The following is an 18,925-nucleotide window of genomic DNA, read 5'->3' as shown; positions in this document are numbered from 1 at the left end:
TTGCCTTATTCAAACGAATATGAACGGTCTTTATATAGGTTCTATGGGCATGATGAATTACATGCAGCGCATTAATGTTCATTCGAATAACGTTGCAAATGCTCAAACGACAGGATTTAAAGCAGAAAATATGACGTCTAAAGTATTTGATGTACAAGACACATATCGCCGCGGAGATGGGGCGGTAACAAATATCGGTTCGGTCGATTACGCTGTAGTACCAGCTGCAACGCATGTGAATTTAGTACAAGGAAATATACAAATGACAAATAGCGCTACAGATTTCTTTTTAGATGACGGCGCGGCCGGTACAACATCATTTTTTGTTACTTCTAAAAATGATGAAACGTTTTTAACGAGAGATGGTAGTTTCACATTAAATAGTGATCGATATTTACAAACATCTTCAGGTGCTTTCGTAATGGGAGAGAATAATGAGCGTATTCGTATTCCAGAAGGAGCAAAGGTTGCTGTACAAGCAGACGGTACATTATATGATGAAGTAACACAAAATAATATTGCTCGTTTGCAAACAAAAACAGTAGATGCAGAAACGAATGCACGTCTCGTGCAACGTGAAAACAAAAGCTTTACACTAGCAGAAGGAAACATTGCTAATTTACCGAACGGAACAGGAATAGTAAAAAATCATATGCTAGAAAATTCAAATGTAGATATGACGAAAGAGATGGCAGATCTTATGACAGATCAAAAGATGATTCAAGCATCACAGCGCGTTATGACTTCATTTGATAAAATTTATGAAAAAGAAGCGAATGAAATATTGAGATAGTGGACTCCTAATAAAGGAGTCTTTTATTAATTTTAAATTTCAGAATTATCATTTGACTTTAAGGAGCTTCTTTTTTATATTAGTAGGTATAACTATAACTACTAAAGAGGTGAGAGTATGACAACGGCATTATATTTAGAAGATGCATACAAAACGAGTTGCGAAACAGAAGTGATAAAAGTAGAAGGGAATAAAGTATTTGTAAAGGAAACAGTTTTTTATCCAACTGGTGGAGGGCAAGAATGTGATACGGGTGTCATTGTACAAGATGGGTCTGTATTTGAAGTTGAAAAAGTAAAGAAGGAGCAAGGAGAAATAGTTCACTATATAAAAGACGAAGCACAAGTAAAGTTAGGTCCAGTTAAATTAGAGATAAATTGGGAAAGACGTCATAATTTAATGCGTCATCACTCTTTACTGCATCTTATCGGAGCTGTTGTTTATGAAAAGTATGGAGCTCTATGCACTGGAAATCAAATTTATCCTGATAAAGCACGTATCGATTTTAATGAGTTACAAGAGTTATCGAGCGTGGAAGTAGAAGAAATTGTTGAGGAAGTGAATAAACTTATTAAGCAAAATAAAGAAATTTCCACTCGTTATATGAGCCGCGAAGAAGCAGAAAATGCTGTAGGAATGATTAAAACAGCAATAAATCTCCTACCAACTACCATCCAAGAAATCCGCATTGTTACAATTGAAAATTTAGACGAACAAGCTTGTGGAGGCACACATGTGAAAAATACGAGTGAAATAGGAACACTTGTTATTGATAAAGTAAAAAGTAAAGGGAAGCAAAATCGTCGTTTTGAAGTAAGGGCGATTTAGATTGTGAGGGGTTACCGATGGATAAAATTATAAAGGAATTACAAAAGTTAGGATTTTCCCAGTATGAATGTAAAGCGTATATTGGACTACTAAAACATTCCCCAGTAACAGGCTATGAAGTGAGTAAACAAACAGGAGTACCTCGTTCTATGATTTACGAGGTACTCGGTAAGTTAATGGATAAAGGAGCAGTGCATATTGTACCTTCTGAACCAGTTAAATATGTACCAGTACCAGCTACCGAATTAATGAATCGAATGCGAAAAGACTTTGAAAAGTCCTTTGAATTTTTAGATGAGAAATTAAATTGTTTAGAACAAGAGCGACAAATAGATGTAATTTCGCATATTCGTTCAAATGATCGTGTTTTGAAAGAAATATGCAATATAATTAGTAGAGCTAAGGAAGAGTTATGGGTTTCTGTATGGGAAGAACAAGTGCATGAAATTGAATCATACATTCATCAAAAGGAAGAGGAAGGCGTACATATATTTTCAATCTTATTTGGAGCTCCAGAAACAAAAATAGGAGCGACATTTCACCATAATTATATGACGCCCCACGTTGTTGAAAAGAGAATGGGTGGTCATTTAACTGTTATTGCTCGTGATGGAGAGGAAGTATTAATTGCGAACTTCTCAAATGATAGCACTTCATGGGCCGTTACAACGTATGACCCAGCGCTAGTTCTCGTTGCTACAGAGTATGTGCGGCACGATATTATGGTTGAAGAAATCACAAAGGAATTTGGAGCTGATAAGTTAGATACGTTATGGCGTGAAAATATAGATTTAGTTCATGTCGTAACAGGAAAACGAACTTTAGAAGGAATGGAGGATGATAGAGATGAGTAAAGCTCAGGCACATGTAGCTTTGCAGAGCGATGATACATTTCAGCAAGGAGTAAAAGATTGTTTACCAACTGTATTTGGTTATTTGAGCATCGGTATAGCAGCTGGTGTAATTGCAAAAACAGCAGGTTTTTCTATCATTGAAATTGCATTTATGTCGACTTTAATTTATGCAGGTTCTGCCCAATTTATATTAGCTGGTATGTATGCAGCCGGTGCTCCTGCTTCCGCAATTATTTTTACTGTGTTTTTTGTTAATTTACGCCATTTATTAATGAGTGCTGCCCTCGCGCCGTACTTTACGAAACTACCTCTATTAAAAAACGTCATTATTGGTTCGCAAATTACAGATGAAACTTTCGGCGTCGCAGTGCAGCATGCAGCGCAAAAAGGATATTTAGGCGAAAGATGGATGATTGGGCTAAATGTAACGGCTTATTTAAACTGGATTCTTGCTACTATCATTGGCGGGCTATTTGGTGAGTGGATACCAGATCCACATACATACGGGATGGATTATGCATTACCAGCGATGTTTATCGGATTATTTGTACTTCAGCTCATAAGTAGTAAACCAAAGCTAGCAATTCATTTAAGTGTTGCAATTGTAGCGATTATACTTGCATACGTTTCACACTTAATTATGCCAGATAGTATAGCGGTTATTATCGCAACATTACTAGCTGCGACGATTGGAGTGGTGATTGAAAAATGGAAATGAGATTAGATGTATTATTACTTTTACTAGCAGCAGGAGCTGTTACACTCGTGCCACGTATTTTACCTCTACTCGTATTTAGCAAACTACAAATTCCAGACTGGGGTTTAAAATGGTTAAATTACATACCAATTGCAATATTAGCAGCACTTTTAGCACAAGTTTTATTTATGCACGAGACGATGCAGTGGGATTATCTTATTGCAGCAATTCCAACATTTCTTGTAGCGATATATACTCGTAGTTTATTAGGTACAGTATTAACGGGAGTGGTTGTGATTATTTTGTTACGTTTCTTTTTCTAAAAAGGATTACACTCATATAATAGCGAAAAGTGTAATAACATGAAAAATATAGGGGTGGTGTTATGATACTTTTAACGATAGGAGCAATTTTGTTAACGTTGTTTATTTTCTTTACTATCGGTTTCGTTACGTTTATGATGTTTGTTGATAAGGCGACACCTCAAATATATTATACACCTTGTGAATCAGTGACAGTGAAAACTAAAGGTAAACATAGAAGGAAGAAAAGTTGAAAGTTGGCTTTTCTTCCTTCTTCTATTACATCCCCGAAAGAACTAACAAAAACAGCCCAAATAAAAAACTAATAAAGGAAAGAAAACCGATACATATGGAGAACACACGATTGTTTCTCCATTCGCGCCAGAAAGTGATAAAACCTAATATACAAAGGAAAAACCAAATGGGTAGGAATAGGAACTCACTAATCTTTTCGGGAAGTAACGCATAAAAAGTTGATAAATATAAAATCCAATTTGTAAAAAATAAAATGCAAACGATAATAGATTGTAAGTAGGGCCGTTTGGAAAACTCCCCCTTTTTTACGGTTACGAAAATAATAGTTAGCACTGAGAAAAAGGCAATGAATATGAAAATAAGTAAGAGTAATGTAAGTGTCATTTACATCTCCTTTATAAGAGTGTTTTTTACAAGAAATGAATCTATTACATTATATGCTTGTTTTGTAGAGTGCCCGTTATATTTTTCAGTGTACGGATTTAGAAATCCATGTTCACCGTGTAGTTGTTTGATTTCTAATAAAGGATTCTTTTGTTGCTGCAATGTGTGAATGAAAGAGGATACTGAAAAACTAGATTCTTTTTCTGGGAATATAAGTAATGTAGCGCATGTAGGCTTTATGTGAACATAGTCGCGTATACGAGAACCGTAACATCCGATAATAAAATCTATTTTCGGATTGTTACTACATAGCCATGAGATGGTAGCTCCAACACTAAAGCCGATAAGTCCAATATGTGTATAACTACTAGAAAGATGAGAAATGAATTCTTCAATTTGCTTTTTTCCATCATCAAATCCAATATGATTTACAAAATGTTCATATGCTTTTTCTTCATCACGATAATGAAATGCGTGTTGTGATTGTAGAAGATTAGGACAGAATACATCTATATGAGATGAAGTAAAGTGCTGGGTAACGTGATGCATATGGTCGTTCACACCATATATTTCATGAACAATAACGAGAGCTAATTTTTCCTTCATAGTTATAAAGTACCTCTATGAAACTTAAATTCTTTCTCAACAAGGCAAATACGCAGATGGAAGTTTTCATACCATTGCTCACGACCTCTTTTTTTCGCTTCTTTATGTAAGGTGTTCTTCTTCCAATTTTCAATCGCATCAAGTGATTCCCAATAAGAAATTGTTATTCCGAGTCCAGAATTACCTCTTGCACTTTCTACACCTAAAAATCCAGGTTGTTGCTTTGCAAGTTTCTCCATTTCTTCGGCAACGGTATTATAGTCTGTTGTATCATTTGATAAATTAGAAGTGAATATAACTGCATAATAAGGCTTGTTTTTTTCTAAAGTAGATGCCATTATTTTTCCTCCTTAATGTATAGTACGAATAATTAATCCATAGTTTGTATTTTAGCAGGTCACAAAAAGAAAAGAAGTAGAAAATTCTTATTTTTTCAGCTCATGTAAAATAAAGGGTTGAAGAAATTTATAGTAAGTAATCTGAAAGAAGAAAAATGCCACTTCAAAAGAGAAGTGGCATTTCTTATATTTCCTCTAAGCTATTAACTGGAACAGTTAATTCGCGTTCTGGGTTTTTTACTTCATATATGCGGGCGGTTTCATTGCTTTCATCGACGTGTTGAATCATAACAGGCATGCCTTGAAAACTGACATTGGCTTGCTCTGCTGACACAGAAAGCTCTATTGCACGTTGTATATTCATTTATATTCCTCCCATCATTATTATCTTTGCTAAAAAAGAGGAATAATATACCATTTAGAGACATTCTTAAAGTTTTTGTATTATTTGTAATGTTTCTTTAATAAATGAAGAAAAGATGGAATCAGGATAACCATCTATCGTTTGAACTGCTTCTTTTGCTTCTTTCAGAGCAGCTGGTTTATCTTGAAGTTTTATATGACACAGGGCACGATAAGAGCCAGCTGTTAATAACCATGACTGATCAAGTGGATGACTCATATAATCTGGAATATTAGCACGTTTTAATGTTTCCAAAGCTTCCTCGTAACGTTTTAAACCATACAGAGATTTTCCTTTTTCAAGATAATACAATCCATCTTCTTGAAAAATCGGTACATCTTTTAGTTTTTCTCGGAATTGTTCTAAATGTTCTAATGCAATTGTATATTCATTTGTAACGGTATTGTAGTAATAAGCTTTTAATATATCTATATTTGCAGCGGATAGAGTATCTTCTGTAAAAATGGCAAATTGCTCCGATTTTTTTATGTAATATAAATATCGTTCTTTATCGGTTGTAATGATTTTTTGATAAGATAAAATACGGTAAAATTCATCTGTTTTATAATACACTTGATGTTTTTTTGAAAATGCAAGTGCATCTAAAATGATTTTTTCACATTTTTCATAATTACCGTATGCGAGTAAAATAATTGCTTCTTTTAAATATAATTGTATATGTGTAATAAGATCCATTTCTAAATTCTTCGTTTTATATTCATCGCGAATTTTGGTAATCAACTGTAAACATTCTTTATATTTTTTCCGTTTGTAGAGCATATAGTAAAACAGTAGTTTCGTTTCAGTACTTTCACGATACAAAGTATATTTTTCAAATATAGAAACAGCTGTTTCAACGTAATATTCAATATTGTAATCGTTCATAATGGCCGCTCCAGTTATGAACTGTTTATATAAACGTGCTGTGTTTAAAGTAAGGGGTAGTTCTTTTTGAACGATAGGTAGTAAAGTCTTGTATACTTCATCGCATTTATTTGATTTTATTAATGGCTCCATTTTTTGAATGAGTTCCACAATTTCTTCTTCATCTTCTTCTAATAAAAAGCTCGTTTCACATTCAAGTTTTTCCGCAATATATTGTAATGTTTTCATAGAAGGTGTAGCTTTTCCATTTTCAATTTGACTAAGCATACTTTTTGTCAGTTCCGAACCTGCCAGTGCTGTTTGCGTAAGCTTTTTTTCTTTTCGTAATGCTTTAATTTTTTCACCGAGAGTTGCCATATTATTGCTCCTTTATATTTAAAAAGTTTAATTATATTTAACTTTTGTTGTGAAAATTGGAAAGTTGATTATATAATAAGTTTAACACAATTTAACTTTTAAGGGGAGAGAGTCAAAAATGGGAGATATAAGTATAGGAAAACATGATTCAAGAATGAAGATTGCAACTAGAAATATCATTTTAATGATGATTGGAAAAATGACGTCTTTATTAGGCGCAGGTATTTATACGTTCGCAATGGGATTATATGTATTAAAGACTACTGGTTCAGGGATGGGTTTTGCAATTACGCTCGTTTGCGGATCACTTCCAAGGATGATCTGTGGCCCAATTGCTGGTGCTGTAGCAGACCGTGTGAATCGAAAATGGCTTGTCATTGGTACTGATTTATTAAGTAGTTTAACGATGCTTAGTATGTTTATTCTTGCTACTATATTTGGGCCATCACTTCTTTTTATTTATATTTCAGCAGCATTATTATCAATTTGTGCAAGTTTTTATTCTGTTGCATTAACTTCGTCTATTCCGAGTTTAGTAGATGAAGGACGTATTCAAAAAGCGAGTGCTTTAAATCAAACGGCGGCTTCTTTATCAAATATTTTAGGCCCGATTATTGGCGGAGTTGTATATGGTTTCTTTTCAATTAAATCGTTTTTCCTATTAAATAGCATTACGTTCTTTTTAGCGGTTATTTTGCAATTATTTATCGTATTTGATTTATATAAAAAAGAAGTGGCTGAAAGTACAGAGCATTTCTTGACGAGTATAAAAGAAGGTTTTTTATATGTAAAAAGACAACGTGAAATATATGGTCTAATGAAAATAGCATTGTGGGTAAACTTTTTTGCGTGTGGTCTAACAGTTGCACTTCCGTACATTATCGTCCATACATTGCATTTATCTTCAAAGCAACTCGGTACTGTAGAGGGAATGTTAGCAGTCGGGATGCTAATGGGAGCGATTGCTTTATCAGTGCGTAAAGAAGTGAATAATCCGTTTCGTTCTATTTATACTGGACTGTTTTTGTTTGCAGGTTTAAGTTTATGTACAGCCTTTCCGTTGTTAGTTATCATTCCAAAAGTAGCAAGTTTTATTTACTATATTGCTTTTATGATGTTAACTGGTATAGCAATTATGATTGTAAACATTCCAATGCAAGTACATATGCAAAAAACGACAGATCCGAGCTACCTAGGGCGTGTGTTTGGCCTACTTGAAACAATTGCGACTGCAATCGCACCGCTTGGTATGATTGTATATGGACTACTATTAGATATGTTGCCAACTAGCATTGTTATGATGACAATAGGTGGAGGGTTATTGTTAGTTGTATTAGTTGGAGTAAAGCAACATATGGCGAAAAAACAAGTAGATGTGTCCGCTTAAAAATAAGAAAATAATAAAAATTTGACTTATCATTATAAAAATGACTAAATTAGTATTTTAGTTTTTGAAACTCTTTTTCATGTATGTTAAAGTAAAGTGAGCTTGCAAAGAAAAGGAGACAACAGCATGAAAAAATTAAGTTTTGTTATGCTTTTTCTATTAGTCGTAATGGCTGGATGTAGCAATTATGACACATATATTGAAACAGGTATGCAATCATTGAAAGATGAAAAGTATAGTGATGCAACAATGTGGTTCGAAAAAGCAGAAAAAGAAAAATCAGGAAACGAAGCGAAATCATATAAAGAAGTTGCTGAGAAAATGGATCATGGAGCAACAGCATTAAAAGACGGTAAGTATTTAGAAGCGAAAGACATTGCAAATGAAGTGTTACAAAAGAAAAAAGATGATGAACTTGAAAAAGCTGTAACATCAAATGCAGAGAATATGCTTCAAAAAGCAAAAGATGTGGAAGAGAAAGTAAATGAAAGAGTGGCAAAGCGTAGAAAGGTAGAAGAAGAAGGAATCGATAAACTTATTAAAGCTGTCGATAGTATAGATGAAGTGAAAGAAAAAGAGAAGAAAGTATCAGAAGCATTAGATAAGGCTGAAGAGGCGCAAGCAAAAATTGAGGCAAAGAAAAATAAATAGATTTATAGTTTAAAAGGCTGTCGTGCATAACGACAGCCTTTTAATTTTTTGTTGTAAATGAAGTGATGCTTTGTAGTAAAAAAGAAATGATTTTAGAATTCCATCTGTCCTCATGATGAATCGTATAAATATTACGCTGAAATTCAAATTCAGGGATTGGTATATAGCATAGCTCATTTCGTTGTATTTCTTGCTCGATAGCAAGTTTAGAAATAAAGGCAATTCCATTACCATATTTTAAAATTTGTTTCATCGTTTCTAATGAGTCTAATTCAATTTCAGATTGGAATGTAATGTTGTGCGCCAACGTCCATTGTGTAAGTAAATCTCTCGTTGTAGATGGATTACGATGCAATAGTATACGTTCCTTTTCGATATTTTGTAACGATACATTGTCTTTCTTTGAAAAATGATGTTCTTTGGAAAAGGCAAGAACAAGTGTATCGGGCATTATATTCGTTTGTTTTAAAAGTGGTTCATCAAATGGAGCAGCGGAAATTATCCCAAGATCGATTTCGTGATTTTGTAGCATCATTCGAATTTCAGGGGCTGTTTTCACTAGTAGCGTTATTTTTATATTGGGAAATTCGCATTGAAATTGATGAACGACTTCTGGCAAAAGATAAGTCGCTGGTACATAACTAGCGCCGATTGTTATAGCACCTTTATGAAAATCTTTAAACTCTTGCGTGACACGTCTAGCTTCTTTCATAAGCGCATCTATTTTACAAGCATAATGGTGCAAAGCCTCACCAGCCTCTGTTAAGAAATACCTTCCAGAACGTAATTCAAATAAAGACACACCGAGTTCTTCTTCTAAGCTTTTTATATGAAATGTAATAGTTGGTTGTTTAACGCCAAGTTTTTCTGCAACGATTGTAAGCTTTTTGTATTTCTTAATAAGTACTACAATTTCTAATTTTAAGAGATTCATTATGAATTGCCGCCTTTTTTATTTTAAATATAGAAAAAATCTATAGAAATAAATAGTTTATTAGAAGTTTTTTAATTTAATCTTTACAGTACATTAACATTCAGTATAAATCTTCCATATAGAATGAAAGCAGGTTAAGAATGAGGGGAGAGAGGTGAAGCAATGGATATTAAAATTAGTGGATTAGAAAAGACATTTGGAAAAACACAGGCGTTAAAGCCGTTGCAGATTGTAATGAAACAAGGGGAATTTACTACACTTTTAGGGCCTTCGGGGTGTGGGAAAACGACTTTACTTAGAATGATAGCAGGGCTTGAGGAACCGGATAAGGGAGAAATATATTTTGGAGACCAGTGCATGTATTCTGCTGCAAAAAAGATAAAGACATCTCCTCATGAACGGAATATCGGTATGGTATTTCAAGATTTTGCTTTATGGCCGCACATGACTGTTTTTGAAAATGTTGCATTTGGTTTAAGGGCTACAAAGCAAACGAATCATTTACGAGAAAAAGTAGAAGATGCGATAAAGCGAGTTCGCCTGCAAGGTATGGAGAAACGGTATCCACACGAACTTTCTGGTGGACAGCAACAACGTGTCGCATTCGCTAGAGCAATTGTAACAAAACCTCATTTTATTTTGTTTGATGAACCGCTAAGTGCACTCGATGCAATTTTGCGAGAAGAAATGAGAATAGAGCTTATGGATATCGTTCATTCCATTGGTTTAACTGCACTGTATGTCACTCACGACCAAACAGAAGCAATGTCAATGTCAGATCAAATTATTGTCATGAAACAAGGAGAAGTATTACAAAAAGGAACACCGGAAGATATTTATGTGAAACCGTCTCATGAATTTGTTGCCAAATTTGTTGGTAAGGCGAATTGGCTTGTAGAGGGTGAAAAAATGATTCGTCCAGAGCATGTGAGTTGGACAAAAAATGATGTGTGCGAAATGTATACAGGTGAAATTCAGCACGTTACATATGTAGGAGAACGTTATGAAGTGAAAGTAAATATGGGGACTTTAGGCATCTGGACAGCCTATCACAATAGTAAGCTAAGCATCGGTAAACCAGTATCGTTATATGTGCCAAAAAAATGTATTCATCATATAGGGGGAGAATCGTATGAAGAAATTCAGTTCGCTTAAGTCTTTATTTGTATGTACTTTATTATTTTCGGCTGTAGTAACAGGGTGTAGTTCAAAGACAGGCAATGCAGATGCGAAAAGTAAAAATACGACTGAAAAGAAAATTGTTGTATATAGTGCAGGGCCAAAAGGGTTAGCAGAAAAAATTCAAAAAGACTTTGAAAAGAAAACTGGTATAAAGGTGGAAATGTTTCAAGGGACAACTGGTAAAATTTTAGCGAGAATGGAAGCTGAAAAGAAAAATCCAGTCGTTGATGTAGTCGTACTTGCATCATTACCAGCGATGGAAGGATTAAAGAAAGAGGGTCAAACGTTAGCTTATAAAGAAGCGAAACAAGCTGATAAGCTGCGTTCTGAATGGTCAGATGATAAAGGACATTATTTCGGGTATAGTGCTTCAGCATTAGGGATTGTGTACAATACAAAAAATGTGAAGACAGCGCCTGAAGATTGGAGCGATATAACGAAAGGAGAATGGAAAGGGAAAGTGAATCTTCCAGATCCAGCACTTTCAGGTTCAGCTTTAGACTTTGTAACAGGATACGTGAAAAAGAATGGACAAGATGGATGGAATTTATTTGAGCAGCTTAAGAAAAATGAAGTTACAGTAGCAGGAGCAAATCAGGAAGCGTTAGACCCAGTTGTAACAGGTGCGAAAGATATGGTCATTGCGGGTGTTGATTATATGACGTATAGCGCAAAAGCAAAGGGTGAACCTGTTGATATTGTATATCCAAAAAGCGGAACAGTTATTAGCCCACGTGCAGCTGGGATTATGAAGGATAGTAAAAATGTTGAAGGTGCAAAAGAGTTTATTGATTATTTATTATCCGATGATGTACAAAAACAAGTTTCTAAAGCGTATTTATTGCCTGGTAGAACAGATATAAAAGCTGAAAATAGACCAAATGTAGAAGAGATTCCAGTATTAAATATTGATTGGAAAACAGTTGAGAAAGAGCAAGATGAAATAGGAAAACAATTTAAGAAAGTATTTCAATAAGATGGTGATTCCATGGTAAATCGATTCGTATCAGTAAGACAAGTTGGAATGACGGTAGCATTATTACTTGTGGCGATGTTAATCGTCATTCCACTTTTTCTTATTTTATTTTCTAGTGTATATGAAAATAGCAGTTGGAATTTTTTAAAGCCTTTTGAAGTGATACAGAGTGGTGGATTAGCTGGGATTTTTCTAAATTCGATGCTTCTAGGTGTACTCGTTGTAATAGGAGCTACAATATTTGCATTTCCATTGGCATTTATTATGAGCAAAACAGATGTAGGAAAGTATAGTAAGTTAGATATTGTTTTTATGATTCCATTTATGACACCGCCGTATATTGGATCGATGGGCTGGATTTTGTTCATGCAACCTAACGGCTATTTTGAACAATTTTTTCCTATGCTAAAGACAGTTTCATCATCGTTTTTTAGTTTAGGAGGTATGGTCTTAATTATGAGTCTGCATTTATTCCCATTTCTTTATTTCATGCTGAAAAACACGTTACTTCAGATTGGGAGTAGTAAAGAAGAAGCTGCAGCAGTTCATGGCGGAAGTTTTTTCTATCGTTTAAGAAAAATAATATTACCGTTATTAGTATCAAGTTATGTAATGGGTGCTTTACTCATTTTCGTAAAGACGATTGCTGAATTTGGAACACCGGCTACATTCGGACGTAGAATAGGATTCCACGTGTTAACATCAGAAATCCATAAATTTATTTCGAGTTGGCCAATTGATTTTAGTAGTGCAACAGCATTATCTTCTTTATTACTTAGTGCTTGTATGCTTATTTGGTATATGCAAAATGTATTGAATCGAAAGTATTCATATGCAATAGTTAGTGGAAAAGGTGTGAAATCTAAAAGATATACTTTGTCTATATTTACGCGCGTTGTAGCATGGATGTATGTAATTGGTTTATTAATCGTATCAATTGGAATTCCATACTTTTCTATACTTATTGCTTCTTTGTCAAAATTAAGAGGCGGCGGTTTACATGTAAATAACTTTACAACAAGCCATTATGAGGCATTGTTTACAATGGGATCTCCGGGATTAGAGGCTTTATGGAATAGTTTTCTTTTTTCACTCGTAACAGCGATTATAGCGGTAATGATTGGAGTCTTTTTGGCACTTATGATTCGAAAGGGGAAAAAAACCTCTGAAAAATGGCTTGATATGTGCGGTATGTTACCGAATATGGTACCAGGAATCGTTATGGTTGTAGGTCTTATTCTATTTTGGAATTCACCATATATGCCTATGTCAATTTACAATACACCAGTCATGGTTATCGTAACGTATGTTGTGCTGTTTTTACCTTACACGGTGCAATATGTAAAATCATCACTCGGACAAATTGATGATTCTCTCATGCAGGCAGGAAGTGTTTTTTCTGGAAATTATATTTATATTTTTAGAAAAATAATATTGCCTCTTATTATCCCAGGCATTCTTGCTGGATGGGCGATGACATTTACAATTTCGATAAGAGAGTTAGTAGCATCGCTTCTCGTATTACCTCCATCAGTAGAAACGTCAGCAACGTTTATTTTTGCTCAATTTGAACAGGGTGAAGTATCTATAGGCATGGCGATGGCCGTTGTTTCTGTTGGACTTACAACAATATGCTTATTACTGCTACAACATATGGAGCAAAAACGAAAAGGGGTAGCATGATGAGAGTGGAAGTATGGGGAGGAGCAGGAGAATACGGTCGCTCCTGCTATTTTGTAAAAAATAAAGAGACGAAAATATTATTTGATTGTGGTATTAATCGATCTTATGAGGATAGTTATCCAAAAATAGAGAGAGAAGCTGTTCCATTTTTAGATGCGGTATTTTTATCACATATTCATGAAGATCATACGATGGGTTTACCTTTATTAGCGAAGTATGGCTATAAGAAAAAAATTTGGACGACTCGTTATACGAAGGAGCAACTGCCGTTATATTATGAAAAATGGAGAAACTATAATGTGCTGCAAGGGTGGAATTTACCTTATAGCGACCAACATATAAAAGATTTAAATTATGTATGTATTGATGAGATTAGCAATCCAAATAAATGGGTACAAATTACTCCTACACTGCGGTTTCAATGGGGATATAGTGGCCATGTATTGGGAGCTGTTTGGTTTTTAGTTGATATGTGTAATACATACGTATTTTATTCAGGTGACTATTCAGCAGAGTCTAATATACTACGAGCTAATTTACCTGAGAAATTGGGCCACAATATAAAAATCGCAATTGTGGATGCCGCTTATCACACAGATGATGTTTCGCAAAATGAACGTGTAAACGAACTATGTGCAGAAATTGAACGAGTTATGCAAAATAAAGGAATAGCATTATTACCGCTTCCACAACTTGGTAGGGCGCAAGATATAGTATTGTATTTATATGAACGATATAAAGAATTTCCGCTTATAGTAGATAAAGAAATTTTGGCTGGATTTGAAGAGATGTTCGTATATAAAGATTGGATAAAAAATAATGAAGAATTTAAATGGATTATGGAGAGTTTAAAAAGAAACATAATAGTGATGGATAATGACATTAGTATGCAAAATAGTTACGGAATAGTTGTAATGAGTGATGCGAATATGCAAACGAAACGAGCGCAGTTATATTATGAACAACTTCGGAATGAAAAGCGAAATGCCGTTATTTTTACTGGGCATATTGCGAAAGGGAGTTTTGCAGAAAAAGTTATGAAAGAGTATGTAGGTAAAGAATGTAGGGTGAAGCGAGTTCCATATAAAGTTCACCAAAGTATAAGAGACGTTAAAGAGATGTTAAATACATTATTACCAGAACATACGGTGCTAGTGCACGCTTTGAAAGAGGATACGGATCGATTACAACAAAAGCTAAGTTCAGCAGGATATGAAAATGTATATTCACTTGCAATGGAACGTATAGAAGTCATTTAACATGCAAAGGGGATAGGTATATGAAAAAAGTATTTGTATTCGTAAGCATTTTCTTTTGTTGTTTCCTTTATAACGTTAAGGAAGGGTTTGCTGCTAGTCCAATGAAACCTAGTTTTGAAGTAAAGTTATTATTGAAGCCAGAACAAGTATTAGGTGATAACAAAGAGATGAAGCAAGAGGTGTTAGAACATTTCCAGGCTGGTACAAAATATGAAAGAATACAAGTGCAATTTTTAGATACTGCGAATAAAAGTTTAAGCGAGGAAGGTTGGTTTGCTAGAATTCGAAAGAAAGAATTTAGTAAAGATTTTGAACTAACATATAAAAAAAGATATCCTATTCCAAATGGTGTAATTCAAGATGCACTAGAAGTAGCTAAAAAAGAAGGATTCGATAGTAATACGGATAGTTATGAGGCGGAAATAGATTGGGGATTTGAGAAGAAAACATTAAGCATTTCAAATAAGAAAAGTTACAGTGCTAAAGGATATGGAATACTTGATTTACCAAATAAACAAGCTGCTCAAAACATGTTAATAGAAAAATTACCAGGGAAAATGAACAAATGGTTGTATACAAATTGGGGAGAAGAGATGTTAAAGAATTCCCATATTTACGGTCCTGTATTAATGAAACGATATACAGGAGATTTTGAAAACATAAAAGCAAATATTGAAATTTGGCCATTAAGTAATACCGGAAAATTAGAAGATGACTTCGTAATAGAAGTGTCATTTAAAACAAATGAAGAAAGTATTGCGACAAAGCAAAGGGAATTATTAATGGCGAATTTAGAGAAAAAAGGCTGGTTGTTACCGAAAGATAGTTTGAAGACAGAGCTTATTTTTCAGTAAATGAGAAAAAAGGAATCCATATTTCGTGGATTCCTTTTTCAAATATATGAGTATTAAGCTAAGTCAGCTGACACGAACATATCACTATTTTGAAGGTTTTTAGAGCGTAAACTATAAGCAACTACCTTCTTTTTATATTGTTTTACAACATCAACATGCTCCTCGTGACTATAAATATAAAATGTGAAATCTTTTTTGCCACGTTTTGCATTGATAATTAAAGGCGTACCCTCATTGTGTGGTGGTGCATAATAGCGATCTAAAAATAAACCTTCGTTAAAATCATGAATAATTTTTGATTTCTGTTCGCCTTCTACGTTATTTCCGTGAATTGTAATAGTCACATTCTCTTCTTCAAGTTGTGGATGTGTTTCGTACTTGCTAATAATGGATTCAATAACAGTGTTAGGAAGGCTAGAAACGATAATTTTAAATGCTCCAAATACAACTAACATTACAATAAACCAAGTCGTCATAGTATATCATCCCCTTTATTCTATTTAATAATATAACTCATATGGTAATAGTACATATGGTGAAGTTTTGTATAATTTGTGAAAAATATGCCATTTTCACGAACGAAATGTTAGAAAAATCAATTTTGTTACAAAAAGTTGAAATCGAAGTATTTTAAAAGAAAAAGGTTTATAATAAAAATATAACTAATAACCACATTACTAATTATAAGGAAGTGTAACTATGAGTACTGTAGCAATCGTATATGGTATTATTCTTTCCACAATTATTGTTTTGTTTTTCGTTGGGGTTTCACGTTATATTCATAAATGGAAAGAAGGCGTTGCGAAATTAAATCACATTGAAGAAGAACTTAGTGATTTAATGTTACATCATGGTAAGTAAACATTTATTTTTTAACTAAACAATGTGAAGAATATCACAAAACGTGCTTTCCTAATGAAGGCATGTTTTTTTTGTTGTTTAAGAAAAGAAGTATTTTTGTATAAATAATCTAATTATTACTTAAAAAGGGAAATTTATTTAGTATAATATATAATATGTTTATTTTAGGGGGAGTATCATGAGGGGATTAAAAGTTGTTGGAATTATAGCTGGAATTACTATAGTAGGCTGTATAGCTTTCTTTTCAGTGAAGGAATATGTCAATTCCAAAGAAGACTCTAATTATGTGCTAAATTACATAAAAGAACATAAGGATGATAAAACAACTTCTTTAATTGTTAAAAGAAATGGTGAAACATTGACATCAATAAATGAAAAAGAAAAATTACCGCTAGCAAGTATGTCGAAAATCGTTATAGCAATTGAATATGCTAAGCAAGTAGCTGAAGGGAAAATAAGAAAAGACGAGAAAATTTCATTGAAAGAATTAGAAAAATACTATGTGAAAAATACTGATGGTGGTGCACACCCTGCATGGCTAGATGATGTAAAAGGTAAAGAGTTAGTGAAGGGTGGTCAAACTTCTTTAGAAGAAGTAGTGAAAGGAATGATCCATTATAGTTCGAATGCGAATGCATCATATTTATTGGACAAGCTTGGAGCAGCGCGGATAAATGAAAGTTTGAAAGAGTTAGGCTTAAATAGTCACGATGAATTTTATCCAACGTATACAGGGGCATTATATATGAGGGGCTATGTTGAAAAAGAACTGCATATTCCTCAAAATAAAGCATTGGACAAGCTACGTAATATGTCTAATGATGAATATGTTAAGCATGTATGGCAAATACATGAATGGATGAAAGACGAGAAAGAATGGACAAAACGCGAGATATCGTTAAAAGCCGATATGGATTTTCAGCGTATTTGGTCAGATCGGTTTATAGGTGCAAATGCGAAGGATTACATGAGTTTACTGGAAAAGATAAATAGCAGAAATTATTTTACACCACAAATGCAAGGTGAGATTGAGAATATATTTAAAGGAACCGTAGGAGAGGGTATGTTCGAATTTGCTGGACAGAAAGGTGGTTCTACTGCATTTGTATTAACAAATAGTTTCTATGGTACTGATAAAAAAGGGAATAAGATTGAGATTGTCTTTATGATGAACAATTTGAGTGAAAAAGCATTTGAAAAGCTTCTAAGTAATATGGATTACTTTATTCGAGATATTGTCATAAGTGAGGAATTCAGAAATAAATTATAATGAAATAATTTTATTATGTAAACAAAGGGGCACTTATGAAAAGTGCTCTTTTGTAATACAGGATTTTCCAATCTTATTATTGAATATAAATTGAAAATAAGAAAGGAGGTTGAAAAATGACAACAATATATTTCGTTCGCCATGCCCATTCTACATATACAAAAGAAGAACGGGAACGACCTTTATCTGAAAAAGGGCACTGTGATGCAGAGAATGTAACACATTTATTAAAAGATAAACATATTGATGTTGTTATTTCTAGTCCGTACAAAAGAGCAATCCAAACTGTACAAGGAATTGCGAATACATATAAATTATCAATACAAACAGAAGAAGATTTGCGTGAAAGATTATTGAGCACAGAGCCAGTACCAAATTTTAATGATGCTATGCAGAATGTGTGGGAAGATTGGAGTTTTGCATACGAAGGCGGAGAATCGAATGATATCGCACAAAAGCGCGCTGTAATATGTATGCAAAATATATTAAAACAATATGAAGGTAAGAATATTGTAATAGGTACGCATGGAAATATTATGGTATTACTCATGAATTATTTTAATTCGAAATATGATTTTGAGTTTTGGAAAACACTTCATATGCCTGATGTGTATAAATTAAATTTTGATAAAAATCGTTTCATTTCTGCTGAAAGAATAGAGAAAACAGGTCATCGGTTAAATATTTTGTAAAAGTTTATCAAAAAAAGAGGAAAGAGAGAAGTTATTGTAGAAGTATGACTTTGTAACATAAAAAATATATGTTAAAGGAGGCTGTTTACATGTTTGAGAAAGAGAAAGAAGGGCTTATTGAAGTTCAAAACGTATATGAAATTGCACCAGAAGATGGAACAATCATTGGTATGGCAACGGAAGAAGAAATGGAAATTGCTGCTGAACTAGAGTTACAGTACTATGCCCATTCTCGTTTGTTAGAAGCAAATATTCAGTTAGACGGTTCCTCCTACAAAGAGTTGCTTCAGGAGTTCCAGGAGTACGAAAGAAAATCAATGAGCTTTTGGCGAGCGATACATAAACGTTTAGCTGTGCCATGGGCGTGGGTACTACGTATTGATGTTGCGAATGGCCCTATATATGTAAGTAATGGAAGTTCATATTACGAAGAAATCGATGATGAAGAAGATTATGAATAGATAAGTAAGGAAG

Annotated in this window: 25 protein-coding genes; 18 read left to right on the top strand and 7 right to left on the bottom strand. The window is 33.8% G+C overall.

Annotated features, from left to right (window positions below; all coding sequences use genetic code 11):
• Positions 1 to 19: 19 nt before the first annotated feature.
• The 6 genes from MR107_RS11100 to MR107_RS11075 all read left to right on the top strand — a co-directional run bounded on the left by MR107_RS11100 (position 20) and on the right by MR107_RS11075 (position 3,728).
• Positions 20 to 793, top strand: a complete 774-nt coding sequence (locus MR107_RS11100) for a flagellar basal-body rod protein FlgG (protein WP_001013934.1) — start codon at positions 20 to 22, stop codon at positions 791 to 793.
• A gap of 117 nt (positions 794 to 910) precedes the next feature.
• The gene (locus tag MR107_RS11095; protein ID WP_000205380.1) at positions 911 to 1,621 is read left to right on the top strand and encodes an alanyl-tRNA editing protein; all 711 of its coding nucleotides are present in this window, start codon (positions 911 to 913) and stop codon (positions 1,619 to 1,621) included.
• 17 nt (positions 1,622 to 1,638) lie between these two features.
• Positions 1,639 to 2,475 (top strand): TrmB family transcriptional regulator, encoded by an 837-nt coding sequence (locus MR107_RS11090; RefSeq protein WP_242292371.1) that lies wholly within the window; start codon positions 1,639 to 1,641, stop codon positions 2,473 to 2,475.
• Positions 2,468 to 3,193 (top strand): AzlC family ABC transporter permease, encoded by a 726-nt coding sequence (locus tag MR107_RS11085; protein WP_000030490.1) that lies wholly within the window; start codon positions 2,468 to 2,470, stop codon positions 3,191 to 3,193. The genes MR107_RS11090 and MR107_RS11085 overlap by 8 nt, the downstream gene beginning before the upstream one ends.
• Positions 3,184 to 3,495, top strand: coding sequence for an AzlD domain-containing protein (locus tag MR107_RS11080; protein WP_000425944.1), 312 nt, complete (start codon positions 3,184 to 3,186; stop codon positions 3,493 to 3,495). The genes MR107_RS11085 and MR107_RS11080 overlap by 10 nt, the downstream gene beginning before the upstream one ends.
• 62 nt (positions 3,496 to 3,557) lie before the next feature.
• Entirely contained in the window at positions 3,558 to 3,728 is a 171-nt protein-coding gene (locus tag MR107_RS11075; protein WP_000602246.1) for a DUF3951 domain-containing protein, read from the top strand.
• A gap of 25 nt (positions 3,729 to 3,753) precedes the next feature.
• Here the strand turns inward: MR107_RS11075 and MR107_RS11070 are convergent, their stop codons facing one another.
• The 5 genes from MR107_RS11070 to MR107_RS11050 all read right to left on the bottom strand — a co-directional run bounded on the left by MR107_RS11070 (position 3,754) and on the right by MR107_RS11050 (position 6,702).
• Positions 3,754 to 4,113 carry a hypothetical protein gene (locus tag MR107_RS11070; RefSeq protein ID WP_002164581.1) on the bottom strand — a complete coding sequence of 120 codons (360 nt, stop codon included), beginning with the start codon at positions 4,111 to 4,113 and terminating at the stop codon, positions 3,754 to 3,756.
• Positions 4,114 to 4,719 carry a dienelactone hydrolase family protein gene (locus tag MR107_RS11065; RefSeq protein ID WP_063246151.1) on the bottom strand — a complete coding sequence of 202 codons (606 nt, stop codon included), beginning with the start codon at positions 4,717 to 4,719 and terminating at the stop codon, positions 4,114 to 4,116. It abuts the gene before it with no gap.
• Positions 4,720 to 4,721: 2 nt separating this feature from the next.
• Positions 4,722 to 5,057: an antibiotic biosynthesis monooxygenase family protein gene (locus tag MR107_RS11060; protein WP_000168851.1), complete on the bottom strand. Its 336-nt coding sequence runs from the start codon at positions 5,055 to 5,057 to the stop codon at positions 4,722 to 4,724.
• Positions 5,058 to 5,241: 184 nt separating this feature from the next.
• Positions 5,242 to 5,421, bottom strand: coding sequence for an H-type small acid-soluble spore protein (locus tag MR107_RS11055; protein ID WP_001025733.1), 180 nt, complete (start codon positions 5,419 to 5,421; stop codon positions 5,242 to 5,244).
• A gap of 66 nt (positions 5,422 to 5,487) precedes the next feature.
• Positions 5,488 to 6,702, bottom strand: coding sequence for a helix-turn-helix domain-containing protein (locus MR107_RS11050; RefSeq protein ID WP_000212348.1), 1,215 nt, complete (start codon positions 6,700 to 6,702; stop codon positions 5,488 to 5,490).
• 118 nt (positions 6,703 to 6,820) lie between these two features.
• On the opposite strand from MR107_RS11050, the gene MR107_RS11045 reads away from it, so the two are divergent.
• Positions 6,821 to 8,089 (top strand): MFS transporter, encoded by a 1,269-nt coding sequence (locus tag MR107_RS11045; RefSeq protein ID WP_000502468.1) that lies wholly within the window; start codon positions 6,821 to 6,823, stop codon positions 8,087 to 8,089.
• Between the two features lie 126 nt (positions 8,090 to 8,215).
• Positions 8,216 to 8,740, top strand: a complete 525-nt coding sequence (locus tag MR107_RS11040; protein WP_000736438.1) for a COG3014 family protein — start codon at positions 8,216 to 8,218, stop codon at positions 8,738 to 8,740.
• Between the two features lie 40 nt (positions 8,741 to 8,780).
• Here the strand turns inward: MR107_RS11040 and MR107_RS11035 are convergent, their stop codons facing one another.
• Positions 8,781 to 9,674, bottom strand: coding sequence for a LysR family transcriptional regulator (locus tag MR107_RS11035; protein ID WP_001050612.1), 894 nt, complete (start codon positions 9,672 to 9,674; stop codon positions 8,781 to 8,783).
• A gap of 162 nt (positions 9,675 to 9,836) precedes the next feature.
• Between MR107_RS11035 and MR107_RS11030 the strand changes: the two genes are divergently transcribed.
• From MR107_RS11030 to MR107_RS11010, 5 genes are read left to right on the top strand one after another with little or no spacing between them, the layout of a single operon-like run.
• A complete protein-coding gene (locus MR107_RS11030) occupies positions 9,837 to 10,829 on the top strand; it encodes an ABC transporter ATP-binding protein (RefSeq protein WP_000351829.1) in 993 nt (330 codons plus the stop codon).
• Positions 10,807 to 11,832 carry an ABC transporter substrate-binding protein gene (locus MR107_RS11025; RefSeq protein WP_025709170.1) on the top strand — a complete coding sequence of 342 codons (1,026 nt, stop codon included), beginning with the start codon at positions 10,807 to 10,809 and terminating at the stop codon, positions 11,830 to 11,832. Before MR107_RS11030 ends, MR107_RS11025 begins: the two co-directional genes overlap by 23 nt.
• A 12-nt stretch (positions 11,833 to 11,844) precedes the next feature.
• Positions 11,845 to 13,515: an ABC transporter permease gene (locus tag MR107_RS11020; protein WP_063246155.1), complete on the top strand. Its 1,671-nt coding sequence runs from the start codon at positions 11,845 to 11,847 to the stop codon at positions 13,513 to 13,515.
• Positions 13,512 to 14,774, top strand: a complete 1,263-nt coding sequence (locus MR107_RS11015) for an MBL fold metallo-hydrolase (protein WP_242292370.1) — start codon at positions 13,512 to 13,514, stop codon at positions 14,772 to 14,774. The genes MR107_RS11020 and MR107_RS11015 overlap by 4 nt, the downstream gene beginning before the upstream one ends.
• Before the next feature lie 20 nt (positions 14,775 to 14,794).
• The gene (locus MR107_RS11010) at positions 14,795 to 15,628 is read left to right on the top strand and encodes a hypothetical protein (RefSeq protein ID WP_078421024.1); all 834 of its coding nucleotides are present in this window, start codon (positions 14,795 to 14,797) and stop codon (positions 15,626 to 15,628) included.
• Between the two features lie 53 nt (positions 15,629 to 15,681).
• Here MR107_RS11010 and MR107_RS11005 read toward each other — a convergent pair whose 3' ends face one another.
• Positions 15,682 to 16,104 (bottom strand): YfmQ family protein, encoded by a 423-nt coding sequence (locus MR107_RS11005; protein ID WP_000214603.1) that lies wholly within the window; start codon positions 16,102 to 16,104, stop codon positions 15,682 to 15,684.
• Positions 16,105 to 16,145: 41 nt separating this feature from the next.
• Here MR107_RS11005 and MR107_RS11000 point away from each other — a divergent pair, with 41 nt between their 5' ends.
• From MR107_RS11000 to MR107_RS10980, 5 genes are all read left to right on the top strand, one after another.
• Positions 16,146 to 16,262: a hypothetical protein gene (locus MR107_RS11000; RefSeq protein ID WP_001987133.1), complete on the top strand. Its 117-nt coding sequence runs from the start codon at positions 16,146 to 16,148 to the stop codon at positions 16,260 to 16,262.
• A 65-nt stretch (positions 16,263 to 16,327) separates the two neighbouring features.
• The gene (locus MR107_RS10995) at positions 16,328 to 16,489 is read left to right on the top strand and encodes a hypothetical protein (RefSeq protein ID WP_000108701.1); all 162 of its coding nucleotides are present in this window, start codon (positions 16,328 to 16,330) and stop codon (positions 16,487 to 16,489) included.
• Positions 16,490 to 16,667: 178 nt separating this feature from the next.
• Positions 16,668 to 17,759: a serine hydrolase gene (locus tag MR107_RS10990; RefSeq protein WP_227078010.1), complete on the top strand. Its 1,092-nt coding sequence runs from the start codon at positions 16,668 to 16,670 to the stop codon at positions 17,757 to 17,759.
• A gap of 116 nt (positions 17,760 to 17,875) precedes the next feature.
• Positions 17,876 to 18,451 (top strand): histidine phosphatase family protein, encoded by a 576-nt coding sequence (locus tag MR107_RS10985; protein WP_242292369.1) that lies wholly within the window; start codon positions 17,876 to 17,878, stop codon positions 18,449 to 18,451.
• 89 nt (positions 18,452 to 18,540) lie between these two features.
• Entirely contained in the window at positions 18,541 to 18,912 is a 372-nt protein-coding gene (locus tag MR107_RS10980) for a hypothetical protein (RefSeq protein WP_000461779.1), read from the top strand.
• The last annotated feature ends 13 nt before the right edge of the window (positions 18,913 to 18,925 follow it).

The sequence above is a fragment of the Bacillus cereus group sp. BfR-BA-01441 genome (genome assembly GCF_022663075.1).
GTDB lineage: Bacteria > Bacillota > Bacilli > Bacillales > Bacillaceae_G > Bacillus_A > Bacillus_A cereus.
This window is presented reverse-complemented; position numbering and strand designations above follow the sequence as displayed.

What these genes read in the sequence shown, in the direction of transcription:
- MR107_RS11075 (WP_000602246.1), top strand. Translation starts at nt 3,558, where the DNA reads ATGATACTTTTAACGATAGGAGCAATTTTGTTAACGTTGTTTATTTTC.
- MR107_RS11005 (WP_000214603.1), bottom strand. Translation starts at nt 16,104, where the DNA reads ATGACGACTTGGTTTATTGTAATGTTAGTTGTATTTGGAGCATTTAAA.
- MR107_RS11010 (WP_078421024.1), top strand. Translation starts at nt 14,795, where the DNA reads ATGAAAAAAGTATTTGTATTCGTAAGCATTTTCTTTTGTTGTTTCCTT.
- MR107_RS11055 (WP_001025733.1), bottom strand. Translation starts at nt 5,421, where the DNA reads ATGAATATACAACGTGCAATAGAGCTTTCTGTGTCAGCAGAGCAAGCC.
- MR107_RS11015 (WP_242292370.1), top strand. Translation starts at nt 13,512, where the DNA reads ATGATGAGAGTGGAAGTATGGGGAGGAGCAGGAGAATACGGTCGCTCC.
- MR107_RS11035 (WP_001050612.1), bottom strand. Translation starts at nt 9,674, where the DNA reads ATGAATCTCTTAAAATTAGAAATTGTAGTACTTATTAAGAAATACAAA.
- MR107_RS11100 (WP_001013934.1), top strand. Translation starts at nt 20, where the DNA reads ATGAACGGTCTTTATATAGGTTCTATGGGCATGATGAATTACATGCAG.
- MR107_RS11085 (WP_000030490.1), top strand. Translation starts at nt 2,468, where the DNA reads ATGAGTAAAGCTCAGGCACATGTAGCTTTGCAGAGCGATGATACATTT.
- MR107_RS11025 (WP_025709170.1), top strand. Translation starts at nt 10,807, where the DNA reads ATGAAGAAATTCAGTTCGCTTAAGTCTTTATTTGTATGTACTTTATTA.
- MR107_RS11095 (WP_000205380.1), top strand. Translation starts at nt 911, where the DNA reads ATGACAACGGCATTATATTTAGAAGATGCATACAAAACGAGTTGCGAA.
- MR107_RS11040 (WP_000736438.1), top strand. Translation starts at nt 8,216, where the DNA reads ATGAAAAAATTAAGTTTTGTTATGCTTTTTCTATTAGTCGTAATGGCT.
- MR107_RS11030 (WP_000351829.1), top strand. Translation starts at nt 9,837, where the DNA reads ATGGATATTAAAATTAGTGGATTAGAAAAGACATTTGGAAAAACACAG.
- MR107_RS11070 (WP_002164581.1), bottom strand. Translation starts at nt 4,113, where the DNA reads ATGACACTTACATTACTCTTACTTATTTTCATATTCATTGCCTTTTTC.
- MR107_RS11065 (WP_063246151.1), bottom strand. Translation starts at nt 4,719, where the DNA reads ATGAAGGAAAAATTAGCTCTCGTTATTGTTCATGAAATATATGGTGTG.
- MR107_RS11050 (WP_000212348.1), bottom strand. Translation starts at nt 6,702, where the DNA reads ATGGCAACTCTCGGTGAAAAAATTAAAGCATTACGAAAAGAAAAAAAG.
- MR107_RS11060 (WP_000168851.1), bottom strand. Translation starts at nt 5,057, where the DNA reads ATGGCATCTACTTTAGAAAAAAACAAGCCTTATTATGCAGTTATATTC.
- MR107_RS10980 (WP_000461779.1), top strand. Translation starts at nt 18,541, where the DNA reads ATGTTTGAGAAAGAGAAAGAAGGGCTTATTGAAGTTCAAAACGTATAT.
- MR107_RS11080 (WP_000425944.1), top strand. Translation starts at nt 3,184, where the DNA reads ATGGAAATGAGATTAGATGTATTATTACTTTTACTAGCAGCAGGAGCT.
- MR107_RS10985 (WP_242292369.1), top strand. Translation starts at nt 17,876, where the DNA reads ATGACAACAATATATTTCGTTCGCCATGCCCATTCTACATATACAAAA.
- MR107_RS11045 (WP_000502468.1), top strand. Translation starts at nt 6,821, where the DNA reads ATGGGAGATATAAGTATAGGAAAACATGATTCAAGAATGAAGATTGCA.
- MR107_RS11000 (WP_001987133.1), top strand. Translation starts at nt 16,146, where the DNA reads ATGGTAATAGTACATATGGTGAAGTTTTGTATAATTTGTGAAAAATAT.
- MR107_RS10990 (WP_227078010.1), top strand. Translation starts at nt 16,668, where the DNA reads ATGAGGGGATTAAAAGTTGTTGGAATTATAGCTGGAATTACTATAGTA.
- MR107_RS10995 (WP_000108701.1), top strand. Translation starts at nt 16,328, where the DNA reads ATGAGTACTGTAGCAATCGTATATGGTATTATTCTTTCCACAATTATT.
- MR107_RS11020 (WP_063246155.1), top strand. Translation starts at nt 11,845, where the DNA reads ATGGTAAATCGATTCGTATCAGTAAGACAAGTTGGAATGACGGTAGCA.
- MR107_RS11090 (WP_242292371.1), top strand. Translation starts at nt 1,639, where the DNA reads ATGGATAAAATTATAAAGGAATTACAAAAGTTAGGATTTTCCCAGTAT.